General features: G+C 73.0%; 19 protein-coding genes. 8 read left to right on the top strand and 11 right to left on the bottom strand.

The genetic code is table 11. The annotated features are described in order from the left end of the window. Positions 1 to 166 precede the first annotated feature (166 nt). The 7 genes from ACGFML_RS03295 to ACGFML_RS03265 form a co-directional block, all read right to left on the bottom strand. Entirely contained in the window at positions 167 to 1804 is a 1638-nt protein-coding gene (locus tag ACGFML_RS03295) for a dipeptide ABC transporter ATP-binding protein (protein WP_393539418.1), read from the bottom strand. Beyond that, the gene (locus ACGFML_RS03290) at positions 1801 to 2790 is read right to left on the bottom strand and encodes an ABC transporter permease (protein ID WP_393539416.1); all 990 of its coding nucleotides are present in this window, start codon (positions 2788 to 2790) and stop codon (positions 1801 to 1803) included. Before ACGFML_RS03290 ends, ACGFML_RS03295 begins: the two co-directional genes overlap by 4 nt. Continuing rightward, positions 2787 to 3746, bottom strand: a complete 960-nt coding sequence (locus ACGFML_RS03285; RefSeq protein WP_393539414.1) for an ABC transporter permease — start codon at positions 3744 to 3746, stop codon at positions 2787 to 2789. Before ACGFML_RS03285 ends, ACGFML_RS03290 begins: the two co-directional genes overlap by 4 nt. After that, on the bottom strand, positions 3743 to 5491 hold the full coding sequence (locus ACGFML_RS03280; protein ID WP_393539412.1) for an ABC transporter substrate-binding protein: 1749 nt from the start codon (positions 5489 to 5491) through the stop codon (positions 3743 to 3745). The genes ACGFML_RS03285 and ACGFML_RS03280 overlap by 4 nt, the downstream gene beginning before the upstream one ends. Positions 5492 to 5677: 186 nt before the next feature. Next, positions 5678 to 5770 (bottom strand): Ms4533A family Cys-rich leader peptide, encoded by a 93-nt coding sequence (locus ACGFML_RS03275; RefSeq protein WP_393539410.1) that lies wholly within the window; start codon positions 5768 to 5770, stop codon positions 5678 to 5680. A 105-nt stretch (positions 5771 to 5875) separates the two neighbouring features. Beyond that, positions 5876 to 7387 (bottom strand): DUF3152 domain-containing protein, encoded by a 1512-nt coding sequence (locus ACGFML_RS03270; protein ID WP_393539408.1) that lies wholly within the window; start codon positions 7385 to 7387, stop codon positions 5876 to 5878. An 8-nt stretch (positions 7388 to 7395) separates the two neighbouring features. Then, on the bottom strand, positions 7396 to 8403 hold the full coding sequence (locus tag ACGFML_RS03265; RefSeq protein ID WP_393539406.1) for an alpha/beta fold hydrolase: 1008 nt from the start codon (positions 8401 to 8403) through the stop codon (positions 7396 to 7398). A 140-nt stretch (positions 8404 to 8543) separates the two neighbouring features. On the opposite strand from ACGFML_RS03265, the gene ACGFML_RS03260 reads away from it, so the two are divergent. The 4 genes from ACGFML_RS03260 to ACGFML_RS03245 all read left to right on the top strand — a co-directional run bounded on the left by ACGFML_RS03260 (position 8544) and on the right by ACGFML_RS03245 (position 10440). After that, positions 8544 to 8762 (top strand): hypothetical protein, encoded by a 219-nt coding sequence (locus tag ACGFML_RS03260; RefSeq protein ID WP_393539405.1) that lies wholly within the window; start codon positions 8544 to 8546, stop codon positions 8760 to 8762. Positions 8763 to 8910: 148 nt separating this feature from the next. Beyond that, on the top strand, positions 8911 to 9552 hold the full coding sequence (locus ACGFML_RS03255) for a TetR/AcrR family transcriptional regulator (protein WP_393539403.1): 642 nt from the start codon (positions 8911 to 8913) through the stop codon (positions 9550 to 9552). A gap of 141 nt (positions 9553 to 9693) precedes the next feature. Then, complete coding sequence (locus tag ACGFML_RS03250; protein ID WP_393539401.1) at positions 9694 to 9921, top strand: DUF3107 domain-containing protein; 228 nt, start codon at positions 9694 to 9696, stop codon at positions 9919 to 9921. Positions 9922 to 10149: 228 nt separating this feature from the next. After that, positions 10150 to 10440, top strand: a complete 291-nt coding sequence (locus ACGFML_RS03245) for a hypothetical protein (RefSeq protein WP_393539399.1) — start codon at positions 10150 to 10152, stop codon at positions 10438 to 10440. An 84-nt stretch (positions 10441 to 10524) separates the two neighbouring features. On the opposite strand, the gene ACGFML_RS03240 is transcribed toward ACGFML_RS03245, so the two are convergent. Next, entirely contained in the window at positions 10525 to 11259 is a 735-nt protein-coding gene (locus ACGFML_RS03240; RefSeq protein ID WP_393539397.1) for a ferritin-like fold-containing protein, read from the bottom strand. A gap of 310 nt (positions 11260 to 11569) precedes the next feature. Here ACGFML_RS03240 and ACGFML_RS03235 point away from each other — a divergent pair, with 310 nt between their 5' ends. The 3 genes from ACGFML_RS03235 (at position 11570) to ACGFML_RS03225 (ending at position 15208) form a co-directional block, all read left to right on the top strand. Next, on the top strand, positions 11570 to 13780 hold the full coding sequence (locus ACGFML_RS03235; RefSeq protein WP_393539395.1) for a DEAD/DEAH box helicase: 2211 nt from the start codon (positions 11570 to 11572) through the stop codon (positions 13778 to 13780). 110 nt (positions 13781 to 13890) lie between these two features. Then, entirely contained in the window at positions 13891 to 14745 is an 855-nt protein-coding gene (locus ACGFML_RS03230) for an alpha/beta fold hydrolase (RefSeq protein ID WP_393539393.1), read from the top strand. A gap of 10 nt (positions 14746 to 14755) precedes the next feature. Continuing rightward, a complete protein-coding gene (locus ACGFML_RS03225) occupies positions 14756 to 15208 on the top strand; it encodes an SRPBCC domain-containing protein (protein WP_393539391.1) in 453 nt (150 codons plus the stop codon). Positions 15209 to 15247: 39 nt separating this feature from the next. Here ACGFML_RS03225 and ACGFML_RS03220 read toward each other — a convergent pair whose 3' ends face one another. Next, entirely contained in the window at positions 15248 to 16174 is a 927-nt protein-coding gene (locus ACGFML_RS03220; RefSeq protein ID WP_393539389.1) for an NYN domain-containing protein, read from the bottom strand. Between the two features lie 201 nt (positions 16175 to 16375). On the opposite strand from ACGFML_RS03220, the gene ACGFML_RS03215 reads away from it, so the two are divergent. Continuing rightward, entirely contained in the window at positions 16376 to 16531 is a 156-nt protein-coding gene (locus ACGFML_RS03215) for a hypothetical protein (protein ID WP_393539387.1), read from the top strand. A gap of 90 nt (positions 16532 to 16621) precedes the next feature. On the opposite strand, the gene ACGFML_RS03210 is transcribed toward ACGFML_RS03215, so the two are convergent. Beyond that, on the bottom strand, positions 16622 to 17227 hold the full coding sequence (locus ACGFML_RS03210; RefSeq protein WP_393539386.1) for a MarC family protein: 606 nt from the start codon (positions 17225 to 17227) through the stop codon (positions 16622 to 16624). Between the two features lie 119 nt (positions 17228 to 17346). Then, positions 17347 to 18201, bottom strand: coding sequence for a PHP domain-containing protein (locus ACGFML_RS03205; RefSeq protein ID WP_393539384.1), 855 nt, complete (start codon positions 18199 to 18201; stop codon positions 17347 to 17349). Positions 18202 to 18297 lie beyond the last annotated feature (96 nt).

Raw genomic sequence — 18297 nt, 5'->3', positions numbered from 1 at the left:
GTTCTCTCTGTCGGCGTCCCTGGCGCGACGGCCGGGCCGTCACCTGCAGGAAAAAGCTATGCAGAGGGGCCGGTGGCGCGATGGACGGTTGTCCATCGCGCCACCGGAAGGGGTGAACGGGCGTGACTTTCCACCCCCGGGGGCGTTTCGGCGCGCTATGTGATCGCTAGGCCACAGCCCGTAGTGCCCGCCGGCCGGCGGCGACCTGCGGATCCAGCACCGGGACGGCCGCCAGGAGCCCCTTGGTGTAAGGATGTTCGGGCCGGTCGTACACGGTGTCGACCGGACCCTCCTCCACGATCCGGCCGGCGCGCAGCACCGCGACCCGGTCACTGACCGCCCGGACGACCGCCAGGTCGTGGGCGATGAAGACCATCGACAGGCCCAGTTCCCGGCGCAGCCCGGCGAGGAGCTCCAGCACCTGCGCCTGGGTGGTGACGTCCAGCGCGGAGACCGGTTCGTCGCAGACCAGCAGCCGGGGGGCGGGGGCCAGCGCCCGCGCGATCCCGACCCGCTGGCGCTGGCCGCCGCTGAACTCGTGCGGATAGCGGTGGTACCACGCCGGATCCAGCCCGACCCGCTCCAGCAACTCCCGGGCCCGCCGCACGATGTCCGCGTCGCCGCCGGCGCCGGCGGCGCGCAGCGGCTCGGCCACCGACTCGCCGATGCTGCGGCGCGGGTTGAGGGAGGACACCGGGTCCTGGAAGACCATCTGCAGCTCGCCGCGGAGCGGCCGCAGGGCGCGTTCGCCCATGGCGCCGAGGTCCTGGCCGCGGTAGCGCAGGGTGCCGGCGGTGGGGTCGAGGAGGCGCACCAGCATCCGGCCGACCGTGGTCTTGCCGCTGCCGGACTCACCGACCAGGCCGAGCGTCTCCCCGGCCCGTACGGTCAGCGAGACGTCCTCGACGGCGGTGGTCCGCGCCCCGCGGCGCCCGAACTCCCGCCGCAGCCCGGTGGCTTCGAGCAGCGGCGGGTCGGTGGGCGCGGTGCGGGGCCCGGCGGGCCGCTCCCGTACGGCGTCCACCCGGGGCACCGCGGCCAGCAGTTCCTTGGTGTACGCCGTGCGGGGCGCGCTCAGCACCTCGGCCACCGGCCCGTGTTCGACGGCCCGCCCGTCCCGCATCACCAGCACCTCGTCGACGCTCCCGGCGACCACGCCGAGGTCGTGGGTGACCAGGATCAGTCCCATGCCCCGCTCGCTCCGCAGCTCGTGCAGCAGGTCCAGGATCTGGGCCTGGACGGTGACGTCCAGCGCGGTGGTCGGCTCGTCCGCGATCACCAGCCGGGGCTCGCAGGCCAGCGCCATCGCGATCAGCGCACGCTGGCGCATCCCGCCGCTGAACTCGTGCGGCCGGGAGCGGGAGCGCCGGGCGGCGTCCGCGATGCCGACCCTCTCCAGCGCCTCGATCGCACGGGCGCGGGCGGCGCGCCGGGAGACGTCGGGCCGGTGCACCCGGTGGACCTCGGCGATCTGGTCGCCGACGGCGTAGTACGGGTCCAGCGACGACAGCGGGTCCTGGAAGATCATCGCGGCCGTCCCGCCGCGCAGCCGGCGCAGGTGCGACTCGGGGGCGGCGAGCACGTCCAGGCCGTCGACCCGGACCGTGCCGCTCACCTGCGCGCCGGTGCCCCGGTGGAGGTCGAGCAGGGCGCCGGCCACGGTGGACTTGCCGGACCCGGACTCCCCCACGATGCCCAGGGCGCGACCGGGGGCGAGGGTGAAGGAGAGGCCGTCGACGGCGCGTACGCCGCCTTCGGGGTAGGTGATCGAGAGGTCGGCGACCTCGACCAGTGCGGCGGTCACGTCAGGGTCACCCTTCGGTCGGCGAGCGCGTACAGCACATCCGCGACGGCGCCTGCCAGGACCACGGCCGCGCCGATGCCCAGCACCGCGCCCACGACCACCGGCAGGTCCACGGTCCGCACCGAGTGGACCATCAGCTGGCCCAGTCCCGGCAGGCCGAACAGCGTTTCGGTGAGCATGGCGCCGCCGAACATGGTGCCCAGGTCGACGGCGTTGAGTGCGATGACCGGCGGGAGTGCGCCCCGCAGCGCGTGCCGCCCGATGACGGCCCGCTCGCGCACGCCGTACGCCCGGAAGGTGCGGATGTGGTCCTCGGCCAGCGTCTCCAGCGTCGAGGAGCGGGTCAGCCGCGCGTATTTGGCGGATTCGAGCAGGGCCAGCGCCGTCCAGGGCAGCAGCAGGTTCCAGGCCCACTGCTCGGGGTCCTCGGACAGCGGCACATAGCTGGGGAACGGCAGCAACTGCAGATACGCGCAGAAGACCATCAGCAGGAGCAGCCCGGTGATGAAGACCGGGACGGCGGTGCCGGTGAGGGTGAGCACGGTCAGCACCCGTTCGGTGACGCCGTCGCGGCGCAGCGCGGACAGCAGCCCGGTACCGACACCGAGCAGCAGCCACAGCACCATGGCCCCGAGCGCGAGCGAGGCGGTGACCGGCAGCCGGGCGGCGAGCAGCTCGGTGACCGGCCGGTCGTTCTGGTACGAGAGGCCGAAGCAGGGCGCGTGGCAGTGCAGTACGCCGGTGCCGGTGGAGTAGTCGCGGCCGGCGACCAGGCCCTGGAGGAAGTGCAGATACTGCGTCAGCAGGGGCTCGTTCAGGTCGAGTTGCTCGCGTACCTGGCGTAGCTGTCCGGCGTTGCAGCGGGGTCCGCAGGCCAGCTTCGCGGGGTCGCCGGGTGCGACGTAGAAGAGCAGGTAGACCAGGGCGGACAGCAGGAAGAGGACGATCAGCGCGCCGCCCAGTCGGCGCAGGGCGTAGCCGGTCATGCGGCGGCGCCTTCCGGCTCGGCGCCGCGGGAGCCGCCCCGGGTGCCGATCCGCAACCGGGAGTGCTCACGCGGATCGAGGGCGCCGCGGACGGCGTCGCCGAGCACGGTGAGGGCGAGCACGGTCACGAGCAGGAAGGCCGCGGGCAGCAGGACGTACATCGCGTCGGCGCGGAACCAGGTCGTGGCGGTGGACAACATCTGCCCCCAGGAGGAGGTGGGCGGTTTCACGCCGATGCCCAGGAAGGAGAGCGAGGCCTCGACGACCATGTTCGTCGGCACCAGGATCGCGGCGTAGGTGATCACCGGGGCGGCGAGCGCGGGCAGCAGCTCGCGCCGGGCCACCCGCCAGGGCCGCGAGCCGCCCAGCCGGGCCGCCGCGACGTGGTCGAGCCGCTTGAGGGTCAGCGTCTGGGCCCGCACGATGCGCGAGGTGCCGCCCCAGTTGAGCAGCCCGATGACGATGACCAACAGCAGCGGGCGGGGGAAGTCGGCCGGGACGACGGCGGTCAGCGCGACGCCGAAGACCAGCATCGGCAGCGCCACCATGACGTCGGTGAAGCGGGAGAGGACGGTGTCGACGAGACGGCTGCCGAAGCCGGCGGCCAGGCCGACCCCGACGCCGATGAGGACCTGGACGGCGGTGGCGCCGAGGGCGACCAGCAGCGAGACGCGGGCGCCGTACAGCAGTCGGGCGAAGAGGTCCCGGCCGGTGCCCGGTTCGACGCCCAGCCAGTGGTCGGCGCCGATACCGCCGTAGGCGCCCAGGGGGACCCCGCCGCGCGCCGAGTCGATGAGGCCGTCGTGGTAGGTGGTGGGGTCCTGGCCCTCCAGCGCGGACAGCAGCGGCGCGCCGAGGGCGAGCAGGGCGAGGAGCGCGAGGACGACGGCGGCCGCCACGGCCGACGGGCGGGCCCGCAACCGCCGCCCCACCCCGCTTTCTTGGGGGTTCGTCACTTGACTGCGACCTGCGAGATGTCGAGCACGCCGTCCCAGTCGCTGATCACGATGTTCTTGACGTCCTTGCCGTAGAGCCGCTTGTAGACGGGGTGGAAGAGCGGTACGGACAGCGCCTTCTCGCCGATCTTCCGGTCCAGGGCGCCCCACCTCTCGGCGGCCGCGGTCAGGTCGGTCAGCTGATTGATCCGGTCGATCTCGTGGTTGACGGCCGGGTCGTCGAGCTGCGCGTGATTGAAGTTGGAGGCGTCCTTGACGATCTGTCGCCCGTCGAAGATCGGTGCCAGGAACGGCCCGCCGGACGGCCAGTCCGCGCCCCAGCCACCGATGAACAGCCCCGGCTCGTCCTTGGTGCTGTGGACCTTGTCCTTGTAGTCGTTGTCCTCCAGGCCGGAGAGCTTGACCGTGATGCCGGCCTTCTTCAGCGCCTCCTGGACGGCGGTGGCGACGTCGGGGCTGGTGGCGAAGTTCCTGGCGGTGGAGTGGGTGAGCGTGATGGTCAGCCCGTGCGAGTGGCCCGCCCGCTTGAGCAGTTCCCTGGCCTTGGCCGGACTTCCGGTCCTCCCGGCCGGGAAGGGGTCGGCCGGTGCGTAGCCGAAGGACTTCTGGTCCGGGAGGAAGGTGGTCGCGGGTTCGGCGAGCGAGGAGCCGCCGGCCGCGTTGACCACGCTCTGCCGGTTGACGGCGTAGGCGATCGCCTGGCGCACCTTCGGGTCGTCGAAGGGCTTCACCCGGGGGTTGAAGGCGAGGTAGTCGGTGTAGCCGAAGCGGCCGGTGCCGACCCGCTTCCCGAGTTCCCGGTCGCCGCCGATCTCGGCGAGTTCGGCGGGGCCGAGGTTGGTGTCGGTGGTGACGGCGGCGGCGTCGGCGCCCGATCCGGTGGACAGCCGCTGGTTGATGACGGCGGAGTCGAGGCCCGACTTCACGTCGATGGTGTCGGGGAAGGCGTGCCGCTCCCGGTCGGTCGGCTGCGACCAGTGCGCATTGCGCGCCAGGACGAGGTGCTCGCCGTCCCCGGTGTTCTTGACGACCTTGTACGGGCCCGAGGAGACGGGGTGTTCCTCGTACTTCGTTCCGGTGTCCTTCTTCCGCGGCACCGGCGCGAACTGGGTCTGGGTCGCCAGCAGCGGGAATTCGCCCTCGGGCTTGCGGAGATGGAAGACGAGGGTCCTGCGGTCGGGCGTCCCGATCGACGCCAGCCCCTTCCCGGACCTGTCCTGGTACGGGCCCTGGTAGCTGTCGCCGCCGACCAGCCAGTCCCGCAGATAGGGGGCGCCGCCGGAGAGTTCGGGGGCGAAGGACCGCTCGATGCCGTACTTGACGTCGGCGCTGGTGATGGGCGAGCCGTCCTCGAACTTCAGCCCGTCCTTGAGGGTGTAGGTCCACACCGTGGCGTTCTTGCTGGGGCGTCCGGTGTCGGTGGCGAGATCCGGTACGGCCTTGGCGCCGGCCGCGCCGTTCTCCCGGTTGCGGGTGGTGAGCGTGCGGAAGACCAGGGAGGGCACCTTGCCGCCGCCGGAGGTGTAGAGCCGCGCGGGGTCGAAGTCGGTCTGCGGTTCGGAGTTGAGGACGGTGAGCGTGCCGCCCTTCGCCGGCGCTCCGTCGTTCCGGGCGCCGGCGTCCTTGGGCCCGCAGGCGACGGCGCCGCCGGCGAGGGCGACGCCGAGGGCCGCGGCGGCCGCCCGACGGGCGGCGGACCGCCGGCGGGAGCGGGGCAGGGTCTGGGGACGGGCCGGTTCGGACATGGTGGGGTCGCCTTTCGCAGCGAGAGGCGTCCGCAGCGGGCGGCAGGCAGGGCGCGGTTGCTGCGCGAGGGCGCGGTTGCTGCGCGAGGCCGCCCCTGCGGACGCGTAGGAAGGGAGCGTTACGCGGTGGCACGGGGGAAGTGCCCCGGTCCGGAGGCGGGCGCCTCGACGAAAACCGGGTGGGCCTCAGCGACAGTCGATGTCGGCCACGCACTGCACGGACACGCCGATCAGCGCCAGCTCTATGGCGGCGAGTTCGGTGGTGCGTCGGTGCGGCATGCGCAGATCATGGAACGAAGGTTCGGTTCCTGGCAAGGCGTCTCGGTATGAGAGACACCCCGTCTCACGCCCTGCGGCTGCGCGCCCGCCCCGGGCCGCCCCGGGTCACCGTGCGGCGGGATACGGCCAGGAGTTGGGGCGGCAGGTGACGCCGTCCGTCGTCAGGAACTTTGTCTGCTGCATCATTACCGGGGCCAACGCGCCCTGCTTGCCGCACACCTCGTGGTTGTGGCCGAGCCGGTGGCCGACCTCGTGGTTGATGAGCATCTGGCGGTAGGCGAACATCTTGTCGTGGCCGTAGGTCTTCGCGCCCTGCGCCCAGCGGTACGCGTTGATCATGACGCGGTCGGTGGCCGCCGAATCGCAGGAGACGTTGTCCTCGGAGGTGTCCAGGCCCGACTTGGCGCACCACTTCGCGGTCGTCCCCGGGCTGGCCAGCGAGATCACGAAGTCGGCGTGGCCCGACGCCACCCGCTCGAAGGTCCGCGCTCCGCCGTGCGCCCAGCTGCGGTCGTCGTTGAGGGTCTTGTGCACGGCCTCGGCGAAGAGCGCGCCGTCCAGCGGCAGCCCGTCCTCGACGTCGACGCGGTAGCGCAGGACCTTGCCGTGTCCCGGCGCCTCGGCCTTCCCGCCGACCGGCCGGAACGTCCCGTCGGCCGTGAGCTGGGCGTCGAGCGGGAAGACCTGCGCCATCTGCGCCTCGTAGGAGGCGGGCTTGGCGTCCTGGGTGGGCCGGGCGTGCGAGCGGGACGCCTGGCCGTCGGCGCCGTCCGGGTGGTCGGCACCGCTCAGCGGCGGCGCGGCGTCGCCCTCCTTGTGCTGGTCGGCGACCTGGCCCGCGATGACCACGGCCAGCACCGTGGTCACTGCGGCGGCGGCCGCGCCGGTGAAGGTACGGCCCTTGGCGCCCCTGCGGGACGGGTGCTCGTCCGCCGCGTCGAGCACGTCAGGGTCCGCTTCGTCGCCGAGCTCCGCGTCCGGTGCGCCGAGGGCGCCGGGCCGGTCCGAGTCGTGGATCTCCTCGCGGTCGAACACCACGGACCGGCCGGTGAACCGGGCACCGGGCGGCAGGCCGTCCGCCGGAGCCTGAGCGGGGACGGCCGCACCCGGGGCGTCGTGACCGCCGGCGCCCGGAGCGCCCCGGCCGGGCGCTCCGGCGCGGAAGACGTCGTCGTCCTCGAAGGCGTCGACGTATTCGGGACGCGGCCCCGGCCCGCCGGGGCGGCCGCCCACGACACCGCGGACCGTCCCGGCGCCCGGGCCGGGGCGGGGTCCGCCCGCCGGCCCGGATCCCGCCGGACCGGTGGCGCCTCCCGCGCCGTACCGCCCGCCGCCGGCCGGCGCCTCGGCCGACCGCGGCCGGGGAATCCTCGGCCCGCCCGTCGGGGGCACCGCGCCCCAGCCGCCACCGGGCTCGTGCTGCTCGGGGTGGCCGCCGCGGACCTCGGTGGCCGGATCGCCGGTGGGTGCCTGGCGCCGGCGGCGGCCCGGACCGGGACCCGCCGCGGGGTCCGTGACGTCCGTGAAAGGGGGCGGGGGTGGTGACGGCGGCGGGACGGCTGCCCCGGAGAGGTCGTCTGCGGTCTCGGGCCGGCCTCGGCGGCTATGGCGTCCCACGGGGCGTGTCAGCTCCTGCCCGCATCAGCGGTCACATCGGTTATGTCGTGCGCGTCGAGCAGTTCACGGACGGCCCGCGCCACCGCTTCGGGGTATTCCATCATCGCCACGTGTCCCGCCTCCGGCAGTGTCAGCAGCCGCGAACCACGGAACGCCACGGCCGCCCGCCGCGCCATCCGGTAGGAGACCAGGCGGTCGCGCCCACCGTAGACGAGAAGCGTGGGCGCGAGTACCCGCTCTGCCTGACGCCACAGATTATGCTGCCCGCCGAGGGTGTAGGCGTTCACCAGCCCGCGCGCAGAACGCTCCATCACCTCCCAGAAATACGGGAGTTGGAGCCGTCGCGCGAATTCGGCGGCGGCCGCCCCGAGGCCCTCGGGGGTGACCCGCGCGGGGTCGCCGTAGCAGAGCGCCAGCACCTCGCGGGTGCGGCGCTCGGGCGTCCAGTCCCGGGTGGCCCGGCTGAAGAGGCGGGCGATGCCGGGGACCGCGAGCAGTGCCGTCGGCACCGCCGTCAGCTGCGGCCGCAGCTCGGGCAGGGCCGGTGAGATCAGCGTGAGGGTGCGGACGAGATCCGGGCGCACCGCGGCCACCCGGGTCGAGGCGGCGCCGCCCATGGAGTTGGCAACGAGGTGGACGGGGCCGCGGCCGGCGGCGTCGAGGTAGCGGATCACGGCGCGGGCCTGCGCGGAGACGGAGTAGTTGCCGCCGCCGGGCGGCGGCGATTCGCCGAAGCCGGGAAGATCGAGTGCCTCGCCGTCGACCCGGTCGGCGAGCAGCGGCATCAGGGCGGACCAGTTCTGCGAGGACCCGCCGAGGCCGTGGACGTACAGCGCGGGCTCGCGCCGGGCCGCCCGCTCGCCGGCCGGTGCCGCAGCGGGCACCCGGACGCTCAGCGTCAGCCCCGGCAGGGTCGCGCAGCGGACCGTCTCCGCGGCGCCCGCCCGGCCTCCGGGGCCGGCCGGCGGTACCGGAGGAGCGGCGGCCTTGGCGTCCGGCGAGTCGGTCGAAGACATGCAGTCGATGTTACGAGACGATCACGCCCCCGATTGTGTGTTCGCGGTCACACACCGCATCGCGCTGCCGTTGCCCCTCTCCTAGGCTCGTAGGCAAGGGCAGCCGGCCTGGCCCCGACCGCGAGACACAGGGAGCCATGATGCCCGCCGACCCGACCGAACCGGACGCGATTGAGGACGAGAGGGACATGACGGAGTTCGACGTGGAAGCGCCGGAGCACGACGCCGCCGAGCAGCACACCGAGGTCGCCCCCGAGGAGGACTTCGCGCCGACCCCCGGCGACCCCGCCTCCGCCAATGAGGCCGATCTCGCCGAACAGGCCCGCGTGGTCGAACTCAACGAAGACGAATACCGATGACCTGGGATGTTATGTCGGCTTCGGCCGGCGGCCCCGGGCAGAATTTCTCGCCTCGGACCACGCACAGCCGGGTTACCCAAAAGTACGATGGCGGGCGCGGTGCACCGTCTTGTGTGCTCCGCGTACGGAACAACTTCTGGGAGGCAGCGTGAGCGCCATCGAGCAGACCGAGGCGGCGCGCCCGCGGGGCACACGCCTGCCACGCCGCGCCCGGCGCAACCAGCTCCTGGGCGCCGCCCAGGAGGTATTCGTTGCGCAGGGCTACCACGCGGCCGCGATGGACGACATCGCCGAGCGGGCGGGTGTCAGCAAGCCGGTGCTCTACCAGCACTTCCCGGGCAAGCTGGACCTCTACCTCGCGCTGCTGGACCAGCACTGCGAGTCGCTGCTGCACTCCGTGCGCACGGCGCTGGCGTCGACGACCGACAACAAGCAGCGCGTCGCGGCCACGATGGACGCCTACTTCGCCTACGTCGAGGACCCCGGCGGCGCCTTCCGACTGGTCTTCGAATCGGACCTGACGAACGAGCCGGCCGTCCGCGAGCGGGTGGACAAGGTCTCGCTGGAGTGCGCCGAGGCGATAAGCGCCGTGATCGCGGAGGACACCGGCCTGGCACGCAACGAAGCGATGCTGCTGGCAGTCGGCCTGGGCGGGGTCTCGCAGGTGGTGGCGCGCTACTGGCTGTCGTCGGCGAGCACGGTGCCGCGGGACACCGCGGTGCAGCTGCTGACCTCGCTCGCCTGGAAGGGCATCGCCGGATTCCCGCTGCACGGCTCCGACGCGCACTGACCTTGTTCGCTGCGGGCGTGCTCCGCGGCGTCCTGTCCGTCCCCGTGCCGGGCTAATGTGTGCTGCGTACGGCGCGGACAGCCGCGCACCCTCCCCCAGCTGACGCCGGGGGACCCCCAGACCGTCGGAGGGACTTAAGCCGTGGAGGTCAAGATCGGCGTGCAGCACGCGCCCCGCGAGATCGTTCTGGAGAGCGGGCAGTCTGCCGAAGAGGTCGAGAGCGCTGTGTCTGAGGCGCTGAGCGGCAAGTCGCAGCTGCTGAGCCTGGTGGACGACCACGGTCGCAGGATTCTGGTCCCGTCGGACCGGCTCGCCTATGTGGAGATCGGCGAGCCGACCGCCCGCAAGGTCGGGTTCGGCGCGCTCTGAGTCACGGGGCGCCGCACGCGGCGCCCGCGGACACACGAGGGCGGCGGCCGGAGAGATCACTCTCCGGCCGCCGCCCTTCGCCGTTCGCCGCCTCCGCCCGCATGGCGCACGGGAGGGTTGCCCGTGGTGGCCCCTGGGTACGACGGATAGCAACCGACTTGTTCGTCCGGTTTGTTTGACCGGTCGGGCTTGTCATGGATGTCACGCTTGTCACCGGGAGGGAACGGCATGATCTGGGAAGCGCTCGCCGCCGTCGCCATCGGACTGGCCATCGCCCTTTCCGCGACGCACTGGCTCCCGGACCGCTTTCCGTCGCGCACGCTGACGCTGTCCACGGGTCCGGTCGCCGCGCTCCTCGGCGCGCTGCTGACCCGCTCGATCCTCGGCCCCGGGCACCCCGTTGAGGTGATGGTCGCCGCGCTGGCCATGGGGGCGGCGCTGCTCTCACTGCTGGTCCGCCCGCCGCGCCGCCACGTCCGGCGCCCGGCCGCGCCCCTCAAGGGGCACCGGACGGCCTGACCGCGCGGCCCGCCCGCCACCGCACCACGACGAAGGACCGGCGCCCGGGAGGGCGCCGGTCCTTCGTCCGATGACACCTCCTGGCTAGGCCGCCAGCCCCAGTGCCGCCATCCGCTTGGTGTGCGCCTCGGTGATCCGCGAGAACATCCGGCCGACCTCGGCCAGGTCGAAGCCGTCGGCGACGCCGCCCACCAGCATCGTCGAGAGCGCGTCACGGTCGGCGACCACCCGCTGGGCCTGCGAGAGCGCCTCGCCCATCAGCCGCCGCGCCCACAGCGCCAGGCGCCCGCCGACCCGCGGCTCGGCCTCGATGGCCGCGCGCACCTTCTCCACGGCGAACGACGCGTGTCCGGTGTCGTCCAGTACGGCCAGCACCAGGCCCCGGGTGTCGGAGTCCAGTCGGGCGGCGACCTCGCGGTAGAAGTCGCTGGCGATCGAGTCGCCGACATACGCCTTGACCAGGCCCTCCAGCCAGTCCGACGGGGCGGTCTGGCGGTGGAACTCGTCCAGTGCGGCGGCGAACGGCTCCATCGCCTCGTTCGGCTCCGCCTCGATCTGCGCGAGCCGGTCCCGCAGCCGCTCGAAGTGGTGGAACTCGGCCGACGCCATTTTGGCCAGCTCGGCCTTGTCGTCCATCGTCGGGGCGAGCTTGGCGTCCTCGGCCAGGCGCTCGAAGGCGGACAGCTCGCCGTACGCGAGCGCGCCGAGCAGATCGATCACGGCCGCCCGATAGTGCGGGTCGGCGGATGCCCGAGCCCAGTCCTGGGCGGCGATCCCGGTGTGTGCTTGCGCATCGGTGGCGGTGTCAGGCGTCTCCATGACCGGCACAATAGCCCGCCCGACGGCCCGGGGAAGGTCCTGGTCAGCCACTCCGCCGCGAGGGGCGGGAAAGGGCTTCCGGCGCCGCGTCCGGAGGTGCGCCGGCGGGTGACGAATTTCTCACTCATACAAGCCTTCGGATGCGGCGCGGCATCCGGGGTACAGTGGTATTGGACCTGCCGAGAATTCGGTGGGTTCTTCCACGAAAGCGGATGCCCGGTCGGTGGCCCGATCGGCTCCAACCGACCGCCCTTCCCCGCGGCGCGTACGTGACGTACGCACAGCGGGAGGGACACCGCTCGCGGCAGGAGTGCCTGAGCGTTGGCAGTGGTCCCGCGCCATCCGGCTCCTTCAGGTCGGCCCCCGTACGAACCAGTACGACGGCACGGTACGACCCCCTTCGCCGCCTCACGCCGCGTCTCACAGAAGAGGCAAGATTCTGTCTACGTTCCGAGAGCTCGGGATTTTCCCCGAGACCGCCGAGGCCCTTGAAGCCGTCGGCATCGTTTCCCCCTTTCCCATCCAGGAGCTGACGCTCCCGGTCGCCCTCGCCGGTAGCGACGTCATCGGCCAGGCCAAGACCGGCACCGGCAAGACCCTGGGCTTCGGTCTGCCGCTCCTGGAGCGCGTGACGGTCCCCGCCGATGTCGAGGCGGGCCGCTCGAAGCCGGAGCAGCTGACCGAGACGCCGCAGGCCCTCGTCGTCGTGCCCACCCGCGAGCTGTGCCAGCAGGTCACCAACGACCTGCTCACCGCCGGCAAGGTGCGCAACGTCCGGGTCCTGGCGATCTACGGCGGCCGCGCGTACGAGCCCCAGGTGGAGGCCCTCAAGAAGGGCGTCGACGTCGTCGTCGGCACGCCCGGCCGACTGCTCGACCTGGCGGGTCAGAAGAAGCTCAACCTCTCGCAGGTCAAGAGCCTGGTCCTGGACGAGGCCGACGAGATGCTCGACCTGGGCTTCCTGCCCGACGTCGAGAAGATCATCCAGCTGCTGCCGGCCAAGCGCCAGACGATGCTGTTCTCCGCGACCATGCCGGGCCAGGTCATTTCGCTGGCCCGCCGCTACATGTCGCAGCCCACGCACATCCGCGCCACCGCGCCGGACGACGAGGGCCAGACCGTCCGCAACACCACCCAGCACGTCTTCCGCGCCCACTCCATGGACAAGCCGGAGATGGTCTCCCGCATCCTCCAGGCCGAGGGCCGGGGCCTGGCGATGGTCTTCTGCCGTACGAAGCGGACCGCGGCCGACATCGCCGACCAGCTCGCCCGGCGCGGCTTCGCATCCGGCGCGGTGCACGGCGACCTCGGCCAGGGCGCCCGCGAGCAGGCGCTGCGCGCCTTCCGCAACGGCAAGGTCGACGTGCTGGTCTGCACCGACGTCGCCGCCCGCGGTATCGATGTCGAGGGCGTCACGCACGTCATCAACTACCAGTCCCCCGAGGACGAGAAGACCTACCTGCACCGCATCGGCCGCACCGGCCGCGCCGGCGCCAAGGGCACCGCGGTCACCCTCGTCGACTGGGACGACATCCCCCGCTGGAAGCTGATCAACAAGGCACTGGACCTGGCGTTCGACGAGCCGGAGGAGACCTACTCCACCTCCGCGCACCTCTACGAGCAGCTCCTCATCCCCCAGGGCACCAAGGGCGTGCTGCCGCGCGGCGAGCGCACCCGGGCCGGGCTGGCCGCCGAAGAGGTCGAGGACCTCGGCGAGACGGGCGGCCGCGGCCGTGGCCGCAAGCCGGCCGCCGCGGTCGAGGAGGAGCGGCCCCAGCGGACGCGTGCACCGCGCCAGCGCCGCCGGACCCGCGGTGGTACGACGGTGGACGGCGCTCCCGCCGGGGCGCCCGCCGCCGACGCGCCGGATGCCTCCGAGGGCGCGGCCGAGCCGCGTCAGCCGCGCCGGCGCCGCCGGACCCGCGGCGCGGCCCAGGCCGCTGCCGTGACGGCGCCCGAGGGCACGGAGGCCGTCGCCGAGGCGGCGGTGGCCGCACCGGTCGCCGAGGCGCCCGCCCCGCGGCGTCGCCGCACCCGGGCCGCCGAGCCGGTGACGGCCGTGGAGACGGTCGAGACCGCTGCCGTGACGGAGCCGGCCGAGGCGCCGGCCGCGCCGCGCCGCCGGACCCGCAAGACCGCTGCCGCCAAGGCCGCGGAGGCAGCCGAGGCCGCCGTGGACACCGCCGAGGGCGCCGAGGCGGCCCCGGCGAAGCCCAAGCGGACCCGCAAGACCGCTGCCGCCAAGGCCGCGGAAGCCGCGGAGGCCGCCGTGGACACCGCCGAGGGCGCCGAGGCGGCCCCGGCGAAGCCGAAGCGGACCCGCAAGGCAGCGGCCAAGCCCGCCGCCGACGTCGTGGACACCGCCGAGGAGGCGCCCGCCAAGCCGAAGCGCACCCGCAAGGCAGCGGCCGCCAAGCCCGCCGCCGAGGCGGTCGACGGCGCCGAGGTGACCGAGGCCAAGCCGGTCCGCCGCCGCACCCGCGCCAAGGCCGCCGTCTCCGAGGCCACGCCGGAGAGCTGACGTTCCGTATGCCGACGGCCCGGTCCCCGCACCACGGGGGCCGGGCCGTCGGCGTACCACGGGCCGTCGGCGTAGCACGGTCGCCGACGCCCGTCCGCTAGCCTCACGCCATGAGCACGCCACCCACCCTCCGGCTCCCCCCGTGCGCGCGCGCCCGCCGTCTCACCACCGAGCGCGGGTCGTTCGCCGTGCACGACGCCCGGCCCGAGGGCGCCTTTGCCGGGACGGCGCTGCTGGTGCCGGGCTTCACCGGCAGCAAGGAGGACTTCATCGGGCTGCTCGAACCACTGGCGGCGGCGGGGTTCAGAGTGGTCGCGGTGGACGGCCGCGGGCAGCACGAATCCCCCGGCCCGCGCGACGAATCCGCTTATGCACAGCGGGAGTTGGCGCTCGACGTACTCGCCCAGGCGCAGACTCTCGGCGGCCCCGTCCATCTGCTGGGCCACTCCCTGGGCGGTCTGATCACCCGGGCCGCGGTGCTCCTCGACCCGGCTCCGTTCCGCTCACTGACCGTGCTCAGCTCCGGCCCGGCCGCCATCGCCGAGCCCCAGCAGGCCCGGGTGCGGATGCTGACCGAGGCGCTCGGCACCCTGGGGATGGAAGCGGTCTGGCAGGCCATGCGCGAGCTGGACCCGGTGGAGCCGGCGGACCGGGCCACGCCGCCGGAGATCGGCGCGTTCCTGCGCCGCCGCTGGCTGAACACCGTCCCCGAACAGTTGCGGGTGACCGGCCTGCAGATGCTGGCGGAGCCCGACCGGGTGGCGGAACTGGCGGCCGTGGGCCTGCCCGCGCACGTCGTCTCGGGGGTGGTCGACTACGCCTGGCCGGTGCCGCTGATGGACGCCATGGCCGAGCGGCTGGCCGCCCGGCGGACGGTGGTCGAGGGCGCCGAGCACTCCCCCAATGCCGAGCGTCCGGCGGCGACGGCGGCGGCGTTGGCCGGATTCTGGCGCGGGGTGCGGTAGGTCTGGTCGTATGACGCAGAATCCTGAGCAGGGCATCGCGCTCACCCGTACCTTCGACGCCCGCCGTGACCTGGTGTTCGAGGCATGGACGACGCCCGAGCACTTCGCGTACTGGTTCGGCGGGGAGCTGACGGTGCCGGTCGACCGGATGACGATGGATGCCCGGCCGGGCGGCGCCTGGAGCCTGGTGATGCGCACGCCGGACGGCGGCGAACTGCCCTTCTCCGGCGAGTTCCGGGAGGTGGCCGCCCCGGAGCACCTGGTGCTCACCCTCAAGGACGCCTCGGCCCCGGACGACGCCGAGGGTGAGACCGTCCGGGTGACGCTGACCGAGCTCGGCGACCGTACGGAGATGGTCTTCCGCCAGGAGGGCGGCAATCTGACCGCCGAGCAGTACGCGCAGGCGCAGGCGGGCTGGGAGGGATTCTTCGACCGGCTCGGGGAGCTGCTGGCGCGGGCCTGATGCCGCGGGCGTGAGCCGGCACGGGCGCCAGGACACCCCCTAGAACTGGCTCCGTACGTGGTCCCAGAAGCCGTCGCGCAGCACCCGCCGCAGGTCGGCGTGGCCGCGCAGCGAGTGCCGCAGCAGCGCCTCGGCGGCGGTCAGCAGCTCCTGGTCGACGGCGCCGGGCAGATACGGGTGGCCGGGCAGCAGCGTCTCCATCCACTCGCGGCCGCGCTCCGCCAGCCACTGGGCCGCGACCCGCGCCCCCACGAAGCGGACCTCCTCCCGGCCGGGCACCGGGCCCTCGCCGGACGCCTGCCCGTCGCACTCCGCACCGGCCCGGCGCGTCACGTACGGCTTGCAGAAGTCCAGGTCGAAGGTGCGCTGGCTGTCGACCTCCCACAGCAGCGGCTCGGCCTGGTTGCGTCCGTCCTCCGCCTCTATTCCCCACAGGTGCACCCGCGCGCCGTACCCCTGGGCCGCCTCCACCGCCGAGACGAGGTCCTCGTCGCCGCCTATCAGCACCGCGTCGCTGATCGCGCGGTGCCGCGCCAGCGACTCCAGGTCCGTGCGGATGAGGGAGTCGACACCCTTCTGCTGGTTGTTGGCGTTGAGATTGCCCAGCCGGACCTTGACGTCCGGCAGCTCGGCTATTCGCTGCTGCTCCTGGGTGTGGATCCGGCGGCGCGCGCCGTCGTACCAGTAGACGCGCAGCAGCCGGCTGTCCGCAAAGATCGTCCGGGCCTTGTCGATGAAGGCCTCGATGAGCCCCTCGGCGTCCAGTTCGAACGTCCTGCGATCCTCCGTTCCGGTGACCAGGCGCCCCGCCGCGGCGTAGACATAGCCCGCGTCCACGAAAGCCGCATGGGTGGACGGAGTGGTGGCGACCTCGGCGAGCACGCGGGCGAGCAGGTCGTTGGTGCGCTCTATGCCGGCGGCGAGCGCAGTGAGGTCGATGGGGCCCGGAGGGCGGACGTCGTCCATAACGGGACCCATTCTCCGGCCGGTCACTCTGTGAGACAACTGCTCTACCAGCAAGTACTTAGTTCTTCGAAAATTTTCTTTAGCGTAGGGAATGATTGCAGGGTGCGGGTCGTTGTACCCGTACGGAAAGCTTGGCAACGAAGCCGCGCAGCCCACACCACTCAGTTCTCCGCAGGAGGATCAGACGAAGGGAGAAGCCATATGCGCTTCGAGATCATGCGCCTGGACGATGCCGACGGCGCCGCCGTGGACAGCACCGTCGTGGACGCCGCCTCCGTCAACCGGATCGTGCAGCAGGCCGCAGCCATAGGCCAGCGCATCTACATCCGCCCGGCCGGCGCCACCGCCGCCCGCTGACACCACCACCGCCGACGCACGACAGACGACAGACGAAGCGCCCCCGTACGGACCTGCCGTAGGGGGCGCTTCGCGTAGGGGCCAGGAGCCTCAGGAGCCCTGGATCACCTGGGTCACGCCGTTGATGATCTGCTGCACCGCCAGCGCGGAGAGCATCATGCCCGCGAGCCTCGTGACCAGGACCACCCCGCCGTCCTTGATCACACGGATGATCACCAGCGAGAACCGCATCACCAGGTAGAGCACCACATGGATCGCGAGGATCGCCGTCCAGACCGAGATCTGCGCCGTGACGCCGTGGGCGTGCTGGACGGCGAGGATCACCGACACGATCGCGCCCGGCCCGGCCAGCAGCGGCATGCCCAGCGGCACCAGCGCCACGTTGACGTCCTTGGTCTGGGTCGGCTCCTCCGACTTGCCGGTCAGCAGGTCGAGCGCGACCAGCAGGAGCAGCAGGCCGCCCGCGATCATCAGTGCGGGGGTGGAGATGTGCAGCCGCCCCAGGATCTGCCGGCCGAAGACGCCGAAGACGGCGATGACGCAGAAGGCGACAGTGGCGGCCTGCCAGGCCATCCGGCGCTGCACCTTGGCCGGGCGCCCCGAGGTCAGTGCGAGGAAGATCGGGGTGATCCCGGGGGGATCCATGATGACGAAAAGGGTGACAAAGAGCGTACTGAAGACAGCGACGTCGAACACGGTGATGGCCTTGCGGGAGGGGGAGGTGGTACGGACGGCTCAGGGCCCGTGGGGGGAGGAAGCGCCTGCCGGGATGCGGCAGCACGCGGCGTCGGCGGTGACGGCCCGCCGGAGTGGGCTCAGCCGCCCGCGCCGGGCACGGGGAAGGCGCCGGTGGCACGGCGCACGATCTCGCCGTAGATCTCGGGGTCGGTGGTGTGTTCACCGAGGCGGCAGGTCTTGCGGCTGCCGTGGTAGTCGCTGGAGCCGGTGGTCAGCAGGCCCAGGTCGGCGGCCAGGCCGCGCAGCCGGGCGCGGGTCGGTGCGTCGTGGTCCATGTGGTCGACCTCGATGCCGTCGAGACCGGCCGCGGCGAGCTCGCCGATCACGCTCTCCGGCACGCAGCTGCCGCGCTTGACGGCCATCGGGTGCGCGAAGACGGTGACCCCGCCCGCGGCCTTGACCAGCCGGACGGCGTCGAAGGGGTCCAGCTCGTGCTTCTCGACGTACGCCCGGCCGTCGTGGCCGAGCCACTGCGGGGTGAAGGCGTCGGAGACGGAGGGGACGAGCCCCAGCTCGACGAGGGCGGTCGCGATGTGCGGACGGCCGACTGCGCCGTCCCCGGCGATCGCCGCCACCCGCTCCCAGGTGACCGGCACCCCGAGCGCACGCAGCTTGGCGACCATGCCTCGGGCCCGCGGCACCCGGTCGTCCCGTACGAGCTCCCGCTCGCGGGCGAGCTCGGGCTCCTCGGGGTCGAAGAGGTAGGCCAGCATGTGCAGGCTGATCCCGTCGATCCGGCACGAGAGCTCGGCGCCGGTGACGAGAGTCAGGCCCTCGGGCAGCGCGGCCCGCGCCGCGGCGTGTCCGGCGACGGTGTCGTGGTCGGTCAGCGCGACGACGTCCAGACCGCCTGCGGCGGCGTTGCGCACCAGCTCGGCGGGGGTGTCGGTGCCGTCGGAGGCCGTGGAGTGGGTGTGCAGATCGATGCGCACGACGCGTACTCCAATGGCTGCGGGACGGACGGGGATGCCGGGGCGGCGCGCGGAACGGCGCCCCGGGGAAGGATACCGGCCGTCCGGAGGTGCCCC

Origin of the sequence: Streptomyces sp. NPDC048650 (assembly GCF_043199095.1) — a bacterium.
In the GTDB taxonomy this organism is placed as follows: Bacteria; Actinomycetota; Actinomycetes; order Streptomycetales; family Streptomycetaceae; genus Streptomyces.
This window is presented reverse-complemented; position numbering and strand designations above follow the sequence as displayed.

Excerpts from the sequence above, each read along its gene's own strand:
- ACGFML_RS03290 (WP_393539416.1), bottom strand. The coding sequence starts at position 2,790 with ATGACCGGCTACGCCCTGCGCCGACTGGGCGGCGCGCTGATCGTCCTC.
- ACGFML_RS03280 (WP_393539412.1), bottom strand. The coding sequence starts at position 5,491 with ATGTCCGAACCGGCCCGTCCCCAGACCCTGCCCCGCTCCCGCCGGCGG.
- ACGFML_RS03275 (WP_393539410.1), bottom strand. The coding sequence starts at position 5,770 with ATGCCGCACCGACGCACCACCGAACTCGCCGCCATAGAGCTGGCGCTG.
- ACGFML_RS03265 (WP_393539406.1), bottom strand. The coding sequence starts at position 8,403 with ATGTCTTCGACCGACTCGCCGGACGCCAAGGCCGCCGCTCCTCCGGTA.
- ACGFML_RS03260 (WP_393539405.1), top strand. The coding sequence starts at position 8,544 with ATGCCCGCCGACCCGACCGAACCGGACGCGATTGAGGACGAGAGGGAC.
- ACGFML_RS03245 (WP_393539399.1), top strand. The coding sequence starts at position 10,150 with ATGATCTGGGAAGCGCTCGCCGCCGTCGCCATCGGACTGGCCATCGCC.
- ACGFML_RS03240 (WP_393539397.1), bottom strand. The coding sequence starts at position 11,259 with ATGGAGACGCCTGACACCGCCACCGATGCGCAAGCACACACCGGGATC.
- ACGFML_RS03230 (WP_393539393.1), top strand. The coding sequence starts at position 13,891 with ATGAGCACGCCACCCACCCTCCGGCTCCCCCCGTGCGCGCGCGCCCGC.
- ACGFML_RS03225 (WP_393539391.1), top strand. The coding sequence starts at position 14,756 with ATGACGCAGAATCCTGAGCAGGGCATCGCGCTCACCCGTACCTTCGAC.
- ACGFML_RS03220 (WP_393539389.1), bottom strand. The coding sequence starts at position 16,174 with ATGGACGACGTCCGCCCTCCGGGCCCCATCGACCTCACTGCGCTCGCC.
- ACGFML_RS03215 (WP_393539387.1), top strand. The coding sequence starts at position 16,376 with ATGCGCTTCGAGATCATGCGCCTGGACGATGCCGACGGCGCCGCCGTG.